Here is a 17,280-nt window from a genome sequence, read left to right as displayed (position 1 = left end):
GCAGGGCGAAAGCGCCCGCATAGGAAGCGGAGAAGACTGATTTTGAAAACACGCAGATATAGTGATGTGATAAAAAAAACCTTACGCACTCATATATGGCTCACATGCAGTACCTTGGGCGCTGTCGTCGCAAGCCTGAGTGGTCAAGCGCACGCAGCCAATAACGGCACAGCCCCTGAGGGCTATGTGGCTATTTGCTCTTATGGTCAGACCTGTGCTGTTGCTAAATCAAGTTTGGTCGCCTTCGGTAGCCAAGGGCAATATGCCTACAAAATTCTCAACGGCGCATTTACGTGCAGTGAGCGAGCGTTTAACCGTGTCGCGAGCGATACAGAAAACGCAACATGTTCTGTCGCAGTCAAAAAGACCCAGAAAGCACATACGTTTATTCAATCAGCTGCCGAGCTGAGTGATGGCACCTACGCTATTATATCTCGTCACAGCGCCAAGGCCTTATTTCTCAATGCCCAAGGCATGTTACAGCAAGCGCCTTATACTGGCAGCGCCGAGCAACATTTTACGATTACTAAGCGCAAAGACGGTTATTTTTCTATCACAAGCCATCACAACAGCGCACTCGAAATTAAAGACTGGCAAACTAGCGATGGCGCGCAAGTAACCGCAGGTACGGTCGCTGACAGCTGGAATCAACACTGGCTTATTAGTGATTCTGAACCTAATTATGTTTCTATCGCATCACGTTTTAACGGCAAATCACTCGACCTATTTGGTTTAAATACCCATAACAGCGCGCAAGTGCGGCTGTGGACCTATTGGGGTGGAAATAATCAGCAATGGCAGCTCGTGCCTGTCAACACCGTCACACAATCATCATCTAGTCAAGCAGTAAATTTTTGATCGCTCGGCACTGCGATCTAGACCTTCTATAAACTTATGTACTCTAGAGTACATAAGTTTATAGTGCATAAACCTTAGGATACATAGGGACTTCTAGAATACCTTTTTAGACACGAATGGGCACACCTCATCAAGCGCGCTGTTACTATAACTGAAACGCTCACCTCCTTGTTTCCTCTTAATGTGCAACCATAAACCTAACGCGCTCAGTAATAAACGCTCCCTCAATGTATCACTTGCACGGCCCAATACTCCCTTCGGTTCGCTTAGCGTGTAGCTGCTTGACTGGGCTTGGTCAAAAAACCCTTAACAGCCGCCAACAAAACGTACAAAAGACGCCAATTTAGTACAATATAGGCTGTTGTTTCCCGTCGATTTAGACACTTTCAGTCTTTTGCGGTAGTATCTGCACTCCAAATAAGAGGTGGGTGCTATCGATGACAGGTCTTTAGAGGTGCTTAAAAGGTTCATGTTTTTTGCACGGATATTCGCCTACACTAATATCGCTGGCACTAACATCGCTGACACTATGCCTTTCCACGCCATACCATGCGAGTTTAACTAAGCAGGATGTCGTTGCATAATAAACTGGCCACCCAGTCCATACTGATAACAGCACAACACTGTTATTACTGCTTGTGCCCGCAAAGGGCCAGCGTTTCATTACAAAAGAGGATTACTTCGTGTTAGAAGCTTACCGTGAACATGTTGCCGAGCGCGCAGCGCAAGGCATACCACCCAAGCCACTTTCGCCAGAACAAGTGGCAGACCTCGTTGAGCTATTAAAAAGCCCACCGGCCGGTGAAGAGGATACCCTTATCGAGCTGCTAAGCACACGCGTACCGCCGGGTGTTGACGAGGCCGCATACGTTAAGGCAGGCTTTTTGTCAGCTGTCGCTAAAGGCGATACGGCATCGCCCATCATAACCAAAATAGATGCAGTGAAATTGCTAGGCAATATGCATGGCGGTTATAACATTGAAACATTGGTCGCGCTACTCGATTCAGAAGAATTAGCTCAGGCTGCCGCAACAGAGCTTAAGCACACGCTACTCATGTTTGACGCCTTCCACGATGTTGAAGAAAAAGCCAAAGCGGGTAACGCCGTTGCCAAAGAAGTCATTCAAAGTTGGGCCGATGCCGAATGGTTTACCAACCGTGATGCAGTTGCCGAAAGCATTAAAGTGGCGGTATTTAAAGTCACAGGTGAAACCAATACGGATGATTTATCACCGGCACCGGATGCTTGGAGCCGCCCTGATATTCCGCTTCACGCACTGGCCATGTACAAAATGGAACGCGACGGCTTAACCCCTGACGAACCAGGCGTTACAGGCCCTATCGCACAAGTAAAAGCAGTACAAGACCAAGGCCTTCCCGTTGCCTTTGTTGGCGATGTCGTGGGTACAGGCTCATCACGCAAATCAGCCACCAATTCAGTTTTATGGTTTTTTGGCAATGAAATTCCCGGTGTTCCTAATAAGCATGGCGGTGGCATTTGTATTGGTGGCAAAGTAGCCCCTATTTTTTACAACACCATGGAAGATGCAGGCGCTTTAGTTTTTGAAGCACCTGTCGAAAAAATCGGCATGGGTGACATCATCGAAGTACGCCCCTATGACGGTAAGATACTGTCTGAGTCGGGTGAAGTTTTGAGCGAGTTTGCCTTGAAGTCTGATGTATTATTGGATGAAGTGCGCGCTGGTGGTCGTATTAATTTAATTATTGGCCGTGGCTTAACCGCCAAAGCACGTGAGTCTCTTGGCTTGCCTGCGTCGACCTTGTTCCGCGTACCCTCCTCGCCAGCCGAAAGTACCAAAGGTTTCACATTAGCTCAAAAAATGGTTGGTCGCGCATGCGGTTTACCTGAAGGCCAAGGTGTGCGCCCAGGCACCTACTGCGAACCCAAAATGACCACCGTAGGCTCGCAAGACACAACCGGCCCAATGACCCGCGATGAACTCAAAGACCTCGCTTGCCTAGGCTTCTCTGCTGACCTGACTATGCAATCATTTTGCCATACAGCAGCCTACCCCAAGCCGGTTGATATTAGCACCCAGCACACCTTACCCGACTTTATCATGACCCGTGGCGGCGTGTCATTACGCCCCGGCGACGGCATTATTCATAGCTGGCTCAACCGCATGTTATTACCCGATACCGTGGGTACAGGCGGCGATTCGCATACCCGCTTCCCTATGGGCATCTCGTTCCCTGCCGGCTCCGGCTTAGTTGCCTTTGCTGCCGCCACAGGTGTTATGCCTTTAGATATGCCCGAGTCAGTCCTAGTGCGCTTTAAAGGCAAAATGCAACCGGGCATCACCTTGCGTGACCTCGTACATGCCATCCCCCTTTACGCTATCAAGCAAGGCTTATTAACCGTCGAGAAAAAAGGCAAAAAGAATATCTTCTCGGGCCGTATCCTTGAAATTGAAGGCTTAGAAGATCTCACTGTTGAGCAAGCCTTTGAATTATCCGATGCCTCTGCTGAGCGCTCAGCTGCCGGTTGCACCATTAAGCAATCTGAAGCCAGCATCACCGAATATTTACGCTCCAACATTACCTTACTGCGCTGGATGGTGGCCGAAGGTTACGGTGACCCGCGTACACTTGAGCGCCGCGCCAGCAAAATGGAAGAGTGGATTGCCAACCCAACCTTAATGGCTGGCGATGCTGACGCTGAATATGCCGCCGTTATTGAGATCGATTTAGCCGAAGTTACCGAACCGGTTGTATGCTGCCCTAACGACCCCGATGATGCACGCTTACTGTCTGAAGTAGCGGGCGATACGGTTGATGAAGTCTTTATTGGCTCGTGTATGACCAATATTGGCCATTTCCGCGCAGCAGGTAAGCTCTTTGAGACCACTAAAGGCCCACTTAAATCACGTTTCTGGATCTCACCGCCCACCAAAATGGATGCGCACACCTTAATGGAAGAGGGTTATTACAACATATTTGGGGCAAAAGGCGCTCGCATGGAGATGCCCGGCTGCTCGTTGTGTATGGGTAACCAAGCGCGCGTTGCTGATGGCGCAACAGTGCTTTCAACATCGACACGTAACTTTCCCAACCGCTTAGGTAATGGCGCTAATGTCTATCTAACTTCCGCCGAGCTAGCGGCTGTTGGTGGCATTTTAGGTAAACTACCTACCCCAGCTGAGTATATGGAATACGCCTCTCAGCTCGATAGCATGAGCGATGAAATCTTTAAGTATATGAACTTTGATCAAATCGAAAGCTTCCAAAAAGGCGCCGAAGAAGGCAAGCGCATTGCAGCCACCGAGATTGTCGAGGTTAAAGTTTAACGCTTTCACCTCTTCATTCTTTTTTTAAAAGTGCCAAAGCCTCTACACACAGAAACTCCGGTGTAAGGCTTTGGCACCTTCAACCTTCACTCGACAGATCTGTCATGAAGAAAAAAACACAGCACTCACAACACCGCTCATCACATCTCCCCCCCTCGTTACTCAACAGCGGCCAAACCGGTTGGCTCTGCGACACACAACACTGCCCCAGCCCTAACTTTAACCAACGGCCATCAGGATGCCCTGTGAGTTTGCTAGTGATTCATAACATCAGCTTACCGCCGGGACAGTTTGGCACTAATGACATACCGGCATTTTTTTGCAATACCCTCAACATCGACAAACACCCTTACTTCAAAACCATTGGTGAACTGCAAGTCTCTGCGCATTGCCTCATCGAGCGGACAGGCAAAGTCATACAGTTTGTCAGCTTTGAAGCGCGTGCATGGCATGCTGGGCAGTCGCTTTTTGAGGGCCAGGATAACTGCAATGATTACAGTATTGGCATAGAGTTAGAAGGCACCGATGATATCCCTTATACCGATGCCCAATACCACTCGCTCATCCGCCTCACTAAAGTATTGCAACAGCTCTACCCTCTTATCACACCTCATCGAATTACTGGCCATCAAGATATTGCCCCTAACCGAAAAACAGACCCAGGTCCAAGCTTCGACTGGCAACGCTATAAATCGGCCTTGGCATAAACATACACGGTCTGCACTCGGTAAAAAAACGTGCCTATGTAATGCTATAACAGCAAAGGTGATAAGATTAACCTTTGGCTTTTACTCTTTTTTTGATTTAACCCCTTTGACTTTAACCCCTTTGACTTTAACCCCTTTGACTTTAACCCCTTTGACTTTAACCTAAGGATAAGACCTTGCTTCTATTCAGCTTACTCATTGCCATTACATTAAAGCAGCTTTGGAAATCCAGTAACCCGCTGCAATATGATGCATGGCTTATCACCCTCGACACTCAACTTAGCCATTGGCTACACAAAATAGATATTAACGATACAACCATTAACTTCTCTATTGTCATCAGCTTGGTCTCTATTGCTACTTTTGCGGTATCGAGCACATTGCATCAATACAATCATTTTTTATATATTGTTTTTTCATGTGCGGTTTTACTGTACAGCTTTGGCCGAGGGGAGTTAACACGTCACATTACCGATTTTATTGTCGCAGAAGCCAAAGGCGATTGGCACCAAGCCTGTTTGGCCGCACAAGCGATTCAGACCCCTGTTAGCAGCATAGAGTCCAATCACTGGGCTAAGCTCAACAAAAGTTTTTTATCGCAAGCCAACTATCAAGGTTTTGAGCGTTTTTTTGCTGTGGTCTTTTGGTTTGCCTTATTTGGGCCTGTAGGCGCTATCTGTTATCGCCTGTGTCACCTTTGGCTACAGCAAGTGGTTCCTCGCTCAGCTCATACAAACACCAAAACACATCGTGAGTTTACCCGCTTGATCGCTATTATTGAGTGGCCTGCGGTGCGAGTCTTAGGGCTTACATATGCGGTAACTGGTAACTTTACAAGCTGTATGCATGCCTGGAAGCAATCCAACACTAAAAATATCAGCAATCAAGATGTCCTACTCCAAAGCCTTGAAGGCGCCCTAGCCGTTGATCATGACATACCTCAAACACAAGAAATTACACGCCGAGAACTCGAAGCCCTACAGCAACTACAAACGCGTACACTCTGGTTTTGGGTTGGCTGTATAGCTATTGTGTTTATTCTGTAATGAGGCGCTATATTGAGGTTAGTCTCTTGACATAAAAATGAACTATCGTCGACTTTGCCGCATAATAGCCAAGCTCATTTTCTCTAACGCCAAGACTTCGCAGGCTGCACCTAATTTAAATGCGGCTCCCGGCATTCCCCAGACCACAGAGGATTGCTCGTCTTGCACGACAGTATAGGCGCCACGCTCCTTAACTCGCCGCATCGCTGCGGCGCCATCGGCTCCCATACCTGTGAGTATCAAGGCCATAAGACGTTTACCCGCCGCTTCGCTAGCAGAATCAAATAAGGGTTCGACCGAAGGTTTGTGGCGATTGACTTCAGGCCCAGTATCGAGATGACACCAATATCCTGCCCCTATACGCTTCACCAGTAAATGCGCACTACCTGGCGCAAGGTAAGCATGGCCTCGCTCAATAGGCTGTTGATGCTCAGCCTCATGAACCGTCATCGCTGAGCAGGCATTCATCCGCCTTGCAAAAGATTGACTAAAAGCCGCTGGGATATGCTGAGCAATCACAATAGGAGGTGCATCATCAGGCAATTGCGAGACAATAGCTTTTATCGCCTCGGTTCCCCCTGTTGAGGCACCAATAGCACACAAAAACCCCGCCTTCAGCGTGCCCCGTGCAGCTTTTGGTGGCATCTTTAGCGCGGTAAAATCAGTAGATACCAAGTTTGCGATATTTGCTTGAGAGGCCCAATATATTTTTTCACACACCGATTGACCGTAATGAGCTAAGGCTTGCGGGTCATCGCTATGGGGTTTTGCAACGTAATCAACTGCACCAAGCGCTAAGGCCTCAAGCGTTGCTGGCGCGCCGGCTTGTGTTAACGTAGAAATCATCACAACAGGCATTGGCCGTAAACGCATTAAGTTTTTCAAAAAAGCAATGCCATTCATTTTTGGCATTTCAATATCGAGCGTAATCACATCAGGCATCCAATGCTTTATCTTCTCGCGTGCGTCAAAAGGGTCATTAGCTGTTGCAACCACTTCTAGGCGGGGGTCTTCATTAATCACTGCACTCAACAAAGATCGAATCAATGCAGAGTCATCGACAATAAGGACTTTAACTTTTTTTTGCTCCATACTCACGTCCACAAGGCTCATTGATAGCGCGCGCGGCGAGTCACTAACAACTCAACCCGTTTTATTAGTCACCGTCTGTTGAAGCACTGCAATACAACCCTACTTCGATGCGTCGCGACGAAAGGTAACACGCTTTGTATATACCTGCTCTTATTTCACGAGCTCCCTCGCACCAACAACTTTCAGCTTTTTCATTTTGACATGTCCTGATAATGGGCAATACAATATCTTTCGAGGGTAAATACCGCCCATATCTTGCGCAACTACCTTTAAGCCCTCCTCCATTAAATATTCTAAAACAAATTGGATATTTTGCTGCCCAATATCAATGTACGTTATACCGGTCAATACTCGCCCACCGCCAAACAGCTTTATTTCTAAACGCTCTTTTCGACCACCGAGCTTAAGTATTGACTTTAAAAGGTACTCCATAGCCCAATTGCCATAACACAATGCGGAACCTATTGTATCGGCACGCGAAATCCCTACCGACCCATATTGTAACGGCAGCATGAAATGATTCATCCCCCCGACTTGGGCCTCTGGGTCCCGAATGCATGCTGTAACACAAGAGCCCAAAACCGTCGTCATGACTTCTTGCTGCTGAGTAACATAGCACTGCCCAGGGAGTATTTTAGCGGTAACGACTTGAGCGCTTTCATCCCAAAAGCGCCGAATATACTCAAACCCTTCGGCCGCAGCAGGCACAGTGATAGGCTTTAAATCAGCCATGAATAAAAAGCCTATATCTTTTGATAAATCGTTTGCCCTAGTGGTTTAAAATCTTGTGATACCTGATGAATGTTCTCAGAGTGGCCAATAAACAAGTACCCCCCATCACTTAATAAGCTAGCATAACGAGAAAATAATTTTTTCTGCGTTTCTTTATCAAAGTAAATCACTACATTACGGCAAAAAATAATATCGAACGGCCCCTTCATCGGCCAAGCCTCTAATAAATTTAATTCTTTAAAAACGATTTTTCTCCGGATGTCATCACACACACTCCTCTGACCCGGCGCAAGATGTGGCTGTAAATATTGCGTGTATTGCAAGGGGATACTGGCACAACGCTCTTCACTATAGACTCCCTCACGCCCTTTAGCGACAACACTCGAATCTAGGTCGGTCGCTAAAATTTTCGCATCCCAACTTTCAAACATGGTTTGAGATGATAACACCATCGCTATACTATAAGGCTCTTCCCCGGTTGAGCACCCAGCCGACCAAATACGCAATCGAGATGAGTGTTTATTTTTTTTATGTAACACAGGCAAGATATGTGCTTTAAGATATTTAAAATGATGCTCTTCTCTAAAAAAAGCTGTCAAATTTGTTGTGATCGCGTTAACAAATTCATTGAGCTCTGTCGACCCCACCGTTAACAAGCGGCAATATTCATCAAATGTATTCACGCCCAATACCCGAAGCCGACGAGACAAGCGTGCATAGATCATATTCTGTTTATGATCAGACAATACTATACCCGTTAATTGATAGGCAATATCACGCATTATTGTAAAGCTACTATACGTCATTTCAAATTCACGACTAGCGTAGCACTTCATTTGATTATATTTCTGAAGATCGCTATTCATGTACTAGCACCTACAATGCGAAATGATATGACAACCGCTTTGAGTCCACCCTCTATGAATGACACCATTAATCAATTTTAATAGCTCCAACACCTAAAATTCTTCCCAATCATCATCATTGATTGATGTAAAAGTGTTAAGCCCAGCAGCATCGCGTCCTAGAGTGGCCGCCGAATTATGCTGATATACAGATTGCCCCATTAAAGGGATCGTATCATCTGGCCGCAAACCAGAACCCCCATCCTCACTAAAAAAATCAACCACGGTATTCATTGCACGCGCCTGATCAGCCATTGCTTGAGCAGCAGCTGATGCCTCTTCGACCAAGGCAGCATTTTGCTGCGTCATCTCATCCATTTGTGATATGGCGGTGTTGACCTGCTCAATACCGCTTGCCTGTTCAACGGCAGCATCGGCCATTTCACCCATCATATGACTCACTTTTTCTACAGACTCGACAATTTCCGAAAGCGTATCACCAGATGCATGAACCAACGCTCGACCATCTTCTACTTTGACAACACTGTCACGAATCAGAGCTTTTATTTCTTTTGCCGCTCCAGCTGAACGCTGCGCTAAGTTTCGAACCTCCCCGGCAACCACCGCAAATCCACGTCCTTGCTCACCGGCTCTCGCCGCCTCTACAGCTGCATTTAATGCCAATAAATTGGTTTGAAAAGCAATCTCATCAATAACACTGATAATATCACTAATTTTTTTGCTGGACGTATTAATAGCCTCCATCGCTTTTACTGCCTTAGAGACAACAGCACCCCCTGCGGCGGCCTTTTCTTTGACCTCTCCAGAAAAGCGACTAACCGCCTGAGTATGTATCGAGCTCTGGCGAAGCGTTGATGTCATCTCTTCCATACTCGATGCGGTCTCTTCTAATGAAGAGGCTTGCTCTTCGGTGCGCTGACTTAAATCAGCATTACCGACTGATATTTCATTCGCTGCACGCGTGATCTCACTGGAAGACATTCTTATATCCCCAATAATTTCACTCAATTTATCGGCTGTTGTATTGGCATTATCCTTCAACTGCCCAAAAGCGCCTTGATAATTTCGCGTGACGCGCTCGGACAAATCACCTTTTGCCATTGCCCCTAACATTCTTAATACATCATTCAGTGAAATTTCGATAGTTGAGACCAGTGTATTCAACCCTTTACTTACATCAGCTAAAAAACCTTCTTTGTCTGCTAGTGTTAATTGCTTAGTGAAATCTCCCTCTAAAGCAGCTTCTAGCATAGTATCAATTTCTTTTTCAATATTCTTTTCTGCTGTTTTATCTTCCCACTCAACCACAGTCCCTAAACGCTCACCATTGACTAAAATTGGATTAGCAATAACCGAAAAAGAACGCCCTGCCACCTCCGCTTTACCTTTGTAGGTAGATGTTATGTTTGCAATTAAGTGACGCTGATGCTCAGGTCTTTGATGAAACATATCAATATTTTTACCCAGCAGCTCGCTTGCATTAAACCCCTTTAAAACTCGAGCTAAATCGGCTTCAGCGTTTTTCATCATTGCCACAGATGAATCATTCATATAAATAATATTAGCATCGCCATCGGCAATCATAACACTTGCCGATACAGTATCTAAGGCTTGTTTGACACGAGTGTTTTCTTGTGCGGTATTTTGCTCTTTTTTTCTATCAGCAATTTCTTGTGTTTTATCTTTCCACTCAACGACTGTACCTATTCGTAATCCATCGCTATCAAATAGAGGGGTTACAGCCAAACCAAAAACTAGCTCACCAAGCGATAGATCTGTTTTATAGGGTACTGTTAACGTCGCTAAAAATTGCCGCTGATGATCGGGCGATTGATGAAACTCATCTACGCATACACCCAGTAAATCATTTGAATTAAAACAGGGAATTACTGCTTGTATTTGCTGCTGTCTAGCATGTAACATTTGGCTAACGGCTTTATTGAGATAGATAATTTTTAAATCTTGATCGGCCAACATAACACTTGTATCGCACACATCTAGCGCTTGACGAATTCGGAAATTTTCTTGAGCAATAGCAGCCAACTTATTTTCAGCATCAACTTGTTGTGTTTTATTATACAATTCAAACACAGTACCCAAACACACATCATTTTCGATCCACGGGCTTGCCGTTACACTAAAAATAAGGTTACCTAGTTTAAAATCAACCACCCTAGGCTCTTTTAAGTCCTTTAATAAGGTACACTTTAAATCAATATTCCCGTAGAAAATATTGACATTGCTACCTATTATTTCCTCAACATTAAAATTTGGAATAACCGAATTTATATTATATTCATGACCTACAAACATTGCCTTGAGAGAATTATTAACATAAACAACATCAAAAGAATGATCTGCCAATATAATTCCAACTTGACATGCATTTAAAGCACTTGCATAAGTTGAGTACTTATTATTTTCATCAATATTTTTTTTATCTGAATCAGCATTATGAGCAAAAACAACAATACCCTCAACATCACCAAAATCATTTTTAACGAGGACAAAATGCAACCAAATCCAAACGGGGTTATACTCACCACAGGACAAGCAAGCCATTATTTTTGCATTATTAGATGCTGTTTCAACTCGGCTTTGCAAGGCAATATAAGCCGATAATTCGGTATTAGCACACAACTCATCCAGCATCACACCCATTAACTGACTTGCAGGTACACCTAACAGATTACAAAAAAAAGAATTCACAGTTTTAATCCGGCCAGATGACATATCGAGTTCGATAACACCTTGAGATTGATGTAAAGCAAAGGTAATATTAGAAGACGCCTTATTGCCGTTCAAAAATTTTTTAATTGCATTCATGTTAACGTCCAAAAACCGATTTTTTAAGATAATATAGCGGCACTTAAAGAATAAGCATTAATAAAAGAAGGTGAATATAATTTATAACAAGTTTTTATCCTTGTCGTAATTATATTTCTCAATCGCAAGATCATTCATACCTGCCAATTCAGGCATTTCATCGACAATCAATAATTTATCAATATCAAGCAGAACAATCATTTTTTGGCCGACTGACACAAACCCTTCGATAAACTCTGTTTCGATAGTACTACCTAAATTTGGCGGTGCTTTCATCTCTTTTTTTGATAGCGTATATACGTCAGATACAGCATCAACAACAACACCCATAATACGACAACCCTCCTCATGACTGACCTTCAAAACAATAACCACAGTAATCGCACTGTAGGTAATTGCACTCAAGCCAAAGCACTGACGCAAATCCACAATAGGTACAATTGTACCTCTTAGGTTGATTACCCCTTTAATATGACTGGGCGCATTGGGCAGTGGTGTCACAGGTTCCCAACCCCGTATCTCTTGCACACATAAAATATCAACGCCATACTCCTCACCATTCATAATAAATGTTAGGTATTGCTGTGATAAAGGCTCACTACTCTCTTCGGTCATTGCATTGATACTGCCTGTTTGCATAAGTATTTCTTCCTATCCGGTTTTGCATAATGAATATTTATGATGCAGTTTTTCTGCGCCTGCCAACTTAACAACGCCAACAGTATCAATAATTAATGCCACCGTTCCATCACCTAAAATAGTTGCGCCGGATATACCTTCTATAGGCTTGTAGTTTTTTTCTAAACTTTTAATAACAACCTGCTGCTGCGCCATAAGCTCATCAACAACCATAGCGACTTTAAAGCTATCACAATCTACCACAACCATTAACGCGGCACTATAATCTTCTATTTTTTTACCCCCCAAGATTTCAGCTAGCTCAACAATAGGTACGTACTCATCTCTTAACTTAAGCACACGAAATCCTCCCGCAATACCACTTACTAAATCACTACAATAACGTATAGATTCAACAATAGAGACTAACGGAAAAACATAAATTTCAGAACCAACTCGAACCAGCTGACCATCTAAAATAGCCAGCGTTAAAGGTAAGCTTATTTTTATTTTTGTTCCTTCATTTTTCACAGAACTTATTTCGATCGTGCCGTTAAGAACTTGAATATTACGCTTAACAACATCCATACCTACGCCACGCCCCGACAGCGCACTTACGGCTTTAGCCGTAGAGAAACCAGGCTGAAAAATCAAATCAAATATTTTATCATCGGTGCATTCTAAAGCTTCTTGCTCACTTAAAAGGCCTCGCTCAATACCTTTTTTAGCAATATTATCCCTATCAAGCCCTCTTCCATCATCGGTGACCTCAATAACAACATGGCCGCCTTGATGGTAAGCATTCAGTGTCACTGTGCCTTCTTCTTTCTTTCCGGAACATAGCCGTTCTGCAGGAGATTCAATACCATGATCAATAGAATTTCTGACAAGGTGAACTAATGGATCGCCAATTTTCTCCATTACTGTTTTATCAAGCTCAGTACTTTCTCCACATAATACTAGATCGATTTTTTTATTGAGTTCTTGACTTAAATCGCGAACCATACGAGGAAAACGACTAAATGTGAAACTCATTGGTAGCATGCGAATACGCATGACGCTTTCTTGTAATTCTCGCGTATTTTGCTCTAATTGATTTAACCCTTCGATAAGCTTAGGCAAATGCTGCATGTCAAAATTTTCACCCAATTGCCCTAACATCGACTGAGTAATGACTAACTCACCCACCATATCAATTAAACTATCAACTTTATCAGTACCTACCCGTATAGAGGACGCTTCTGGTAGCCTTGATTTTTTTGAGGATAACTTCGAGGGCTCACGACCTACCTGCGGCGCTGCACTCACCATGGACTCCTGACGTGATTCACCATCAATAGTGCCTAGCTCAGATAGATGATTATTGCATGACGATATCATCTCAGAAGTTTGCAAATGCCTTTCTATGGTAATATCAGCCTCATCTGTCACCCACTCAAAAGCCTCTTCAATAACACTTTTTTCTACATTACCAGCAAGACATAAACGCCAACTTAAATAGCATTTTTCACTGTCCATCAGGTGTAAAGATGGTAATTTTTGCGTACTTATACAGCATGATATTAACTCGCATTCTCGATCAAGCTCACTAAAAATTCGCAGAGGATCATTGCCTGTTTGAAATAAGCGCGGATCCGGCAAGAATGTTACACACCAAATAGATGGCTGAGCATCACTTTGAGGTAACAACCGCGCATGTGGTTTAATAGACAAATCACAATCATTAACAACCCACTCAAAGACTTTTTTAATAATAAGAGCATCAATATTCGCACCTGATAATATTATCTCCCAAGTGCAATAGCATTCATCAGGGGTATAACAGATAAATGAGGTTGAGCAGTCAATCAGGGTCACATGGATGCTGCCATCAACCGTGAGCTCAGCCAACTCACGCACGATGCGTAACGGGTCGTTTCCGGTTTGCATAAAATGTTTATGCGGGGAAAAGGTAATTAACCATTGATCATGATGAATATCGTGTGAGCGAGTCTGCTCACCAGAACCCGTGCCATTATCAGGAGTGACAACCGACACGGGCGCTAAAAATTGCTCGAGTATGCGCTTTAGGTCTGTCGCTGCAGCGGTGTATTCGTTGCGCCCCTGCTGAATTAATTCAAGCATATTACGCATACAGTCCACTGACTTTAACAATAAATCAATCAGTTCATGATTGAATGATCTAACAGCAGAACGCACCTCATCAAGTAATGTCTCTAAAACATGGGTAAAGTCAGCCAAAGCAGTAAAACCAAAGGTTCCTGCTCCGCCTTTTATCGAGTGTGCACTGCGAAAAATAGCGTTAATGGTATCACTATCGAGGCTATGGGCATTCAGTGCCATTAACGACGCCTCCATAACATCTAAACCTTCGGCGCACTCCTCGATAAAAATTTGATGGAACTGCTTGAGATCAATAGCCATGCGCCTACCTTTTTAAAAACGGATACTCAAGACATCAACACATACGGCGATTTTTGTTGATATTCACAAGCTAGAGCACCTTCCCTATTGTGGTTAACAGTTGGTCAGGGTTAAAAGGCTTAACAATCCAACCCGTAGCCCCTGCCGCTTTGCCTTCCATTTTTTTATCGGTACTGGACTCTGTCGTTAACATTAAGATGGGAGTAAATTTATAGGCCTGTAAGCGCCTGAGCTCTCTAATCAATGAGATACCATCCATATTTGGCATATTGATATCAGAAATAACAAGATCAACGCCATCGGTTGCGTTGGCTACTTTCAAGGCCTCTACGCCATCTGAAGCTTCAAACACATCGTGTCCAGCACCTTGCAATGTAAAAGAGACCATCTGCCTCATCGAGGCCGAATCATCAACGGCTATTATTCGCGCCATATATCTTTCGCCTTTTAAAGTACACCTTACCTTATGCTAGCGCACCAACGACAGCATACTCAAAGCAGCCTGCTTAATAGACTTAGCGGCTAAACAATGAAGGTGCAACATGGGAATTTAATGAATATCCAATCGCTGAGTCATCCCCAACAGCTTAGCCCCGCCTTTGAGCACATCAGAAGGCGCCTCCCAAACCCAATCAATTTGCCGTTCTTTTGCTGCCGTCTTTGCAACCAGCAACAACTGTAAGCCCGCAGTATCCACACGCCCTACTTTTGCCCCTTGAGCAACGATAACCTCATTATCTTGATCGCCGAGTAACGCCTCAAGTTGTTCATGCAGCGCTTGAATATGAGTAATAGTTAGCAGCTCTGGTAGCTCAAACTCCACTTTTCGAGACATATCAACCTCATTGTCAATTTTAAATAACGGGGGACTCAGTCATTACGTCTATTAATTGTAGCTGCCGATGCCATTTGCGCTACCAAACTCCCCTGTCTTTTTATGAGACAAACAATAGGAGCTTACTGATTATCGTTTTTGTCGTACCTGCAATGACGCCATAGCACCCAATAAGCGCTGGTATTGCTTATTTAAAGACGCGAGATTGCACAAGGCACAAGCGACAAGAAGCGCTCTAAAGCTGAGCGAAAAGCCGTGATGGCTTGCGCGTGAGGGGTATCTATAAAAAACGGTTAAAAAGCCTAGGCTGCACTGGCATTGCTCTCCTAATATTTCAGTATTAGTGCATCCATGCACGTCAAGGCAGCCTTAAAAATACTGAGCAATCAGGCATTATTTTTGGTCTAGAAGATTATATTGACTTAGTCGATTGGACGGGCAGCTCTTGAGCATCCTGCTCCCACTGCATTAGTGAATCCCTTCACGTCAGCCTTATTCGCCAAACACAGGCAAAAGACCCAAGCGCGCCGCCCAATACCCAACCACCATAAGTTTTTACCGCATCACCCACCGCCACTCCTACCCAAGCACATAACCCTACGTTATTAGCCTGGGTTCTTTATGCTTTTTATTGCATTAATGCGTTGTTAGCGATTATTTTGGCGTGGCGATACAATAGTCGATAAAACTTAGTGTCATTTTCTTTTTGGCATGCCTGTCTAAGTAGATTTCCAGAAAGCGTCTAAATTTTTACCAAAAAACTCAACCACATCAGGTTCAACAATAGCTAAATAGCCATTTCAAAAATCCAATTCTGTTTAAAAATCAACACAGTCAACCGTGTATTTATTCATAGCTCATTCGATATTCTAACAGCTTATTAGCTAGAATATCGATCATACTAGACTCACTCTGACCAGCCTAATTCTAAAGGCGTAAACACCACACCTCCCAACGCTAGAGCACAAAGGCGCCATATTAAACAATTGACGAAATAGACATCAGCTTGACCATATTGCAAACTGTTTTTCACTCCTTTTCTAGATGTATAATATGCACACCAATCGGTAACTCGCAGGGTTTTGAATCGTGATAATATGGCTGGACGATTATTTTAGATACCTTCCCTTCAGACCTAACAAGTTTGATACGAGGTTCTCTTGCGAACCAACCAAGATATTGCGATACAGACTGCCGCACCTTTTCACAGTAACCCGCATCTCTTGAAACAAATACTTTAGACAAAAACTCACCATCAGGAGTAAAAAGCGCAAAGTTGTATCCGTGAGAAAGAGAGCCTGCCTGAAGATCTGACAGCCCCGCAAAGTACCTACCGTTTTCAACTGAAACCAATTTTGTGAAAGGCGTTGTATCAGCAGAAAAAACCTCTTCACCTGTAGCCTTGGTTACAATTTTTATTTCGGAAGTTTCAACTGTCCAGGCTATAGCTTTGTGTGAATGCAATACATAGACATTGTCATTCTCTGCCCAGATATGCAAGTCGCTACTGCGAGGCTGATCAGCCCATAATGGTAAAGCAAAGAGCAAGGCAATGATGTTTAAATATATGACTAAATTTTTCATACCAGTTAACACCCGCCAAGCCGCCGGAGCGGAGTTGATTGTTTTGAGCGAGCGTAGCGGAAAAGCATAAAACAATCAACACAGTGAAGGTAGAATTGCGCTGTTTTTTGTTTACTGCTAAGTTCACCAAGTATCTCTCTGATTTTTGATTGGCCTTTTTAATTTAACATGTAAAAATCATCGTACGCCCAAAGAACCTCTACACGCCCTCTTGTTGTATCGGCTATTTATCGAAAACTGGAACACTTAAAAAATGACCCCAAAAATCTTCACTACAGCTCCTGATTCCATTTTAAGTAATCTATAGTAAAAGCGTTTGGAATTTAGGTTTAACAGAAACCCTGAAATCCACCGCTGAGCAGTACTCTTAACTTTTCTTTATGT

Annotated in this window: 13 protein-coding genes; 4 read left to right on the top strand and 9 right to left on the bottom strand. The window is 43.9% G+C overall.

Translation table 11 applies throughout. The features are described from left to right. The first annotated feature begins 42 nt into the window (after nt 1–42). The 4 genes from AC438_RS11230 (at nt 43) to ampE (ending at nt 5,919) form a co-directional block, all read left to right on the top strand. A complete protein-coding gene (locus AC438_RS11230) occupies nt 43–858 on the top strand; it encodes an RICIN domain-containing protein (RefSeq protein WP_053981356.1) in 816 nt (271 codons plus the stop codon). A 683-nt stretch (nt 859–1,541) separates the two neighbouring features. Next, on the top strand, nt 1,542–4,166 hold the full coding sequence (acnB, locus tag AC438_RS11220) for a bifunctional aconitate hydratase 2/2-methylisocitrate dehydratase (protein ID WP_053981354.1): 2,625 nt from the start codon (nt 1,542–1,544) through the stop codon (nt 4,164–4,166). A 104-nt stretch (nt 4,167–4,270) separates the two neighbouring features. Then, on the top strand, nt 4,271–4,873 hold the full coding sequence (gene ampD / locus AC438_RS11215) for a 1,6-anhydro-N-acetylmuramyl-L-alanine amidase AmpD (RefSeq protein WP_082354118.1): 603 nt from the start codon (nt 4,271–4,273) through the stop codon (nt 4,871–4,873). A 176-nt stretch (nt 4,874–5,049) separates the two neighbouring features. Continuing rightward, nucleotides 5,050–5,919 (top strand): regulatory signaling modulator protein AmpE, encoded by an 870-nt coding sequence (gene ampE / locus AC438_RS11210; protein ID WP_053981353.1) that lies wholly within the window; start codon nt 5,050–5,052, stop codon nt 5,917–5,919. A gap of 42 nt (nt 5,920–5,961) precedes the next feature. Here the strand turns inward: ampE and AC438_RS11205 are convergent, their stop codons facing one another. The 9 genes from AC438_RS11205 to AC438_RS11165 all read right to left on the bottom strand — a co-directional run bounded on the left by AC438_RS11205 (nt 5,962) and on the right by AC438_RS11165 (nt 16,896). After that, nucleotides 5,962–7,011: a protein-glutamate methylesterase/protein-glutamine glutaminase gene (locus AC438_RS11205; RefSeq protein WP_053981352.1), complete on the bottom strand. Its 1,050-nt coding sequence runs from the start codon at nt 7,009–7,011 to the stop codon at nt 5,962–5,964. Nucleotides 7,012–7,161: 150 nt separating this feature from the next. Continuing rightward, complete coding sequence (locus AC438_RS11200; protein ID WP_082354117.1) at nt 7,162–7,743, bottom strand: hypothetical protein; 582 nt, start codon at nt 7,741–7,743, stop codon at nt 7,162–7,164. Nucleotides 7,744–7,754: 11 nt separating this feature from the next. Continuing rightward, nucleotides 7,755–8,609: a CheR family methyltransferase gene (locus tag AC438_RS11195; RefSeq protein ID WP_238376372.1), complete on the bottom strand. Its 855-nt coding sequence runs from the start codon at nt 8,607–8,609 to the stop codon at nt 7,755–7,757. A gap of 93 nt (nt 8,610–8,702) precedes the next feature. Next, nucleotides 8,703–11,435 carry a methyl-accepting chemotaxis protein gene (locus AC438_RS11190; protein WP_053981351.1) on the bottom strand — a complete coding sequence of 911 codons (2,733 nt, stop codon included), beginning with the start codon at nt 11,433–11,435 and terminating at the stop codon, nt 8,703–8,705. 81 nt (nt 11,436–11,516) lie between these two features. After that, a complete protein-coding gene (locus AC438_RS11185; protein WP_053981350.1) occupies nt 11,517–12,074 on the bottom strand; it encodes a chemotaxis protein CheW in 558 nt (185 codons plus the stop codon). Between the two features lie 12 nt (nt 12,075–12,086). Continuing rightward, entirely contained in the window at nt 12,087–14,477 is a 2,391-nt protein-coding gene (locus tag AC438_RS11180) for a chemotaxis protein CheA (protein WP_053981349.1), read from the bottom strand. Between the two features lie 70 nt (nt 14,478–14,547). Continuing rightward, the gene (locus AC438_RS11175; RefSeq protein WP_053981348.1) at nt 14,548–14,910 is read right to left on the bottom strand and encodes a response regulator; all 363 of its coding nucleotides are present in this window, start codon (nt 14,908–14,910) and stop codon (nt 14,548–14,550) included. Nucleotides 14,911–15,027: 117 nt separating this feature from the next. Then, nucleotides 15,028–15,312 carry an STAS domain-containing protein gene (locus tag AC438_RS11170; protein WP_053981347.1) on the bottom strand — a complete coding sequence of 95 codons (285 nt, stop codon included), beginning with the start codon at nt 15,310–15,312 and terminating at the stop codon, nt 15,028–15,030. A gap of 1,029 nt (nt 15,313–16,341) precedes the next feature. Then, complete coding sequence (locus tag AC438_RS11165) at nt 16,342–16,896, bottom strand: hypothetical protein (protein WP_053981346.1); 555 nt, start codon at nt 16,894–16,896, stop codon at nt 16,342–16,344. Nucleotides 16,897–17,280 lie beyond the last annotated feature (384 nt).

The sequence above is a fragment of the Marinagarivorans algicola genome, from assembly GCF_001292705.1.
Lineage (GTDB): Bacteria > Pseudomonadota > Gammaproteobacteria > Pseudomonadales > Cellvibrionaceae > Marinagarivorans > Marinagarivorans algicola.
This window is presented reverse-complemented; position numbering and strand designations above follow the sequence as displayed.

Excerpts from the sequence above, each read along its gene's own strand:
- ampD (WP_082354118.1), top strand. The coding sequence starts at position 4,271 with ATGAAGAAAAAAACACAGCACTCACAACACCGCTCATCACATCTCCCC.
- AC438_RS11205 (WP_053981352.1), bottom strand. The coding sequence starts at position 7,011 with ATGGAGCAAAAAAAAGTTAAAGTCCTTATTGTCGATGACTCTGCATTG.
- AC438_RS11200 (WP_082354117.1), bottom strand. The coding sequence starts at position 7,743 with ATGGCTGATTTAAAGCCTATCACTGTGCCTGCTGCGGCCGAAGGGTTT.
- AC438_RS11195 (WP_238376372.1), bottom strand. The coding sequence starts at position 8,609 with ATGAATAGCGATCTTCAGAAATATAATCAAATGAAGTGCTACGCTAGT.
- AC438_RS11190 (WP_053981351.1), bottom strand. The coding sequence starts at position 11,435 with ATGAATGCAATTAAAAAATTTTTGAACGGCAATAAGGCGTCTTCTAAT.
- AC438_RS11185 (WP_053981350.1), bottom strand. The coding sequence starts at position 12,074 with ATGCAAACAGGCAGTATCAATGCAATGACCGAAGAGAGTAGTGAGCCT.
- AC438_RS11180 (WP_053981349.1), bottom strand. The coding sequence starts at position 14,477 with ATGGCTATTGATCTCAAGCAGTTCCATCAAATTTTTATCGAGGAGTGC.
- AC438_RS11175 (WP_053981348.1), bottom strand. The coding sequence starts at position 14,910 with ATGGCGCGAATAATAGCCGTTGATGATTCGGCCTCGATGAGGCAGATG.
- AC438_RS11170 (WP_053981347.1), bottom strand. The coding sequence starts at position 15,312 with ATGTCTCGAAAAGTGGAGTTTGAGCTACCAGAGCTGCTAACTATTACT.
- AC438_RS11165 (WP_053981346.1), bottom strand. The coding sequence starts at position 16,896 with ATGAAAAATTTAGTCATATATTTAAACATCATTGCCTTGCTCTTTGCT.